Source organism: Campylobacter sp. S4:11, assembly GCF_024723695.1.
Lineage (GTDB): Bacteria > Campylobacterota > Campylobacteria > Campylobacterales > Campylobacteraceae > Campylobacter_D > Campylobacter_D jejuni_C.
This window is the reverse complement of record NZ_JANQDC010000044.1, coordinates 1-2663: the sequence shown is the minus strand read 5'-3', so window position 1 is coordinate 2663 and position 2663 is coordinate 1. Positions and strand designations below refer to the sequence as shown.

At 23.8% G+C, this 2663-nt stretch carries 2 protein-coding genes; both read right to left on the bottom strand.

Going from position 1 to position 2663, the window contains the following annotated elements; translation table 11 throughout:
* A partial coding sequence (locus CAMP5053_RS07995; protein WP_337217618.1) for a lipase family protein occupies positions 1-1974 on the bottom strand: 1974 nt, incomplete at its 3' end.
* Positions 1975-2018: 44 nt separating this feature from the next.
* On the bottom strand, positions 2019-2288 hold the full coding sequence (locus CAMP5053_RS07990) for a hypothetical protein (protein WP_162497605.1): 270 nt from the start codon (positions 2286-2288) through the stop codon (positions 2019-2021).
* Positions 2289-2663: the final 375 nt, after the last annotated feature.

The following is a 2663-nucleotide window of genomic DNA, read 5'->3' as shown; positions in this document are numbered from 1 at the left end:
AACTTGGGTGAAATAAGTATTTTTATCTTCTCTTAATACTATTAAATTTATACATACATAAAGGCAATAAAAATAACCCAATTTATTATCTAAATCATTTAAAATTAAATCTTGGATTTCATTTAAATCTATATATTTATAATAAGCCTTGTTTTCTTTTAAAAATTCTACCACAGAATACAAATTAAAATATGTTATATCTTTTTGATTAATTTGTTGTATTATTACATTTAATATAATTTTCTCTTGTGTTTTTTTATGAGAATAGAGTCTATTTTGATAAAAAATTATTTCTGAAAAATACTCTTTAAATTTCTGATTAAAAATTTGTTGTTCTCTTTCATATTTTACTTTATAAAGTTCATACCATTTTAACTCCTCATCATATTTAGCTTTTTTTATTTTATATTCCTCCAAAGCTTGCAATTGCGTAGATGAGAAACCTTGAATATTTGCTGCAAATAAAGGTTTTTTGGGTTCTTTTGGTAAATAATGAATTTGCAAATATTCCAAAGAATTTGAAAAATCATTAGATAGTTTAGGAATGCTAAAATATGACAAAATACGATCATCATAACGAGTTCTTGCGGTAGCCAAAACATTATTATGGTATTTGATAAAAGTCCATAGCTCTTCATCCTTATTTATATTATACTCTAAAAGGTTATCAATTTCTTTATTTTTCATAAGATTTAAAATATAATTTAATTCTATGATAGTAGGCTCTAAAAAATGAGAATCCCAAAATCGATCCCCTAAATTAACAATATAATGCTTCCCGTCTATATCTACTCCTAAATCTTGTATCACCCCTTTTGTATTAGAAGCATCGGAATCAGTATCTGTTTCAATATGATAAGTATTATCACTTGTAGCTAAAATATTTTTGATATTAAGATTAGTAAGGAGCTGATTAACACAATTTATAAATACTTCATCAACTTCAAAAATATCATAAAAATAATTCGTTGATTTACTATAAATTATATTTGTTTTTATAAAGATATAATGTTCTTTTAAGTTTGTTTTATTGTGAAAGTATGATTTTATATTTTGAAATAAATTAGAATCATATCCTATTAAGTTTATTTCTATACTTTTTTGATATTTATAAGATCTTATTTGATAAAACAATGCTTGCTCTTTATTATCAGAATTGATAATTTTTCCATCTATTCTGTAAATTTGATTTAAATTTAAAGCTTTTAGTTCTTTTGCACCAGGCGAATTGAAAGTGTAGATTTCTTTAACATTAGCACTAGAATTAACACTCGCTAATGAAAGAGTAAGTAGTTGTGCCAAAGCTCCGCCTAAAGAATGACCTACAATTACCAAACCTTTGTCTTTTATAATATTTGGAAATTCTTTAACACACTCAGAATAAAATTTAATCATATCAAGATATTGATTATAGGGAACTTTGCCTAAAGCTAAATCAACATCAGCATCCAAAATATCTACACTAAAATTACTTGTAGGCTCTGTTCCTCGTATGACTATAATCTTTTGATTATTATCTTTAGTATCTTCAAACAAAGTAGCACTAAAGCCACTTGTAGTGTTGGGCTGATGTTTTAAAAGTTTAAATCTATTTACAAAATCAATAGTTCTTTTACTCAGTGCATCATTTAACCCTACCCTGCTAATATCATTATCCAATGTTATTTCTTTACTATCAAAACAAGTATTTATAAGAGAAATACAATATTTAGGTTCTATTTTAACTATTTTATTTTGTTCAAAACGAGCTTGTATAGCTCTTGCATAGGTAGAATTTTGATTATTATGCTTATCACCTAGTCTTTGGGTATCTACTTTTTTTTCTAATTCATTGCCATTATCATTTTTATATTTAATTACACCTTTAAAAACATATTGCAACATCGCATAACTAGCATCTGCACAATTAGCATAGTCTAAAAATTTAGTGATTAAGTCTAATTTAGCTTCTTGTGTTTTAATGTTTTTGCTCATTTGTTATTCCAAAAATCTAAATCTCAAATTATCTTTCTAATTTTTTATCTAATATCTTCACAATACAGTCTTTTATGATATCTAAAATAGAATCCAGCACCCTCATCACCTCCCAAAAATATACCATAATCATTATAAATATAAGATAAGTGTGTTGAATAATGAATACCATCATAATAATCTTCAAATGTAACTTCTGTTAAAGTAAATTTATTTTTTTGCAACACATTAATGCTTTCTGATTTTTTAAAATCAAAATATATTTTTTTATTTATTTTTTGATTAAAAAAGAATTCTCCTTTTTCATCATGCATTGTATTTCCTTTTTCTCTATTGCTGAATATTTCCCAATAAGCTTTATTGTAAATTATTACTTTATTATCTATATCTTTACACAAGCTCTTAAACTCATAATACTGCGGATCCATATATTTATAAGAACATCCTCCTACTAAGAATAATAAAAGATATGCAGGTAAAAGAAACAAAGTAAATTTTTTAAATATTGTTTTAAAATTTATAGTTTTTGTTTTATTTTTTAATTTATAAAAAATTTTAAAGATAAAATATAAAATAATAGAAAATATAAAAACAAAAAAGAAAAATATAAGAATAAATATTAAAAGATTAATAAAGAATTCTAGCATTTATTAACTCCTCTTAATTTTCTCTGTTTTTTCATAAGACAA

What these genes read in the sequence shown, in the direction of transcription:
- CAMP5053_RS07990 (WP_162497605.1), bottom strand. Translation starts at nt 2,288, where the DNA reads ATGCATGATGAAAAAGGAGAATTCTTTTTTAATCAAAAAATAAATAAA.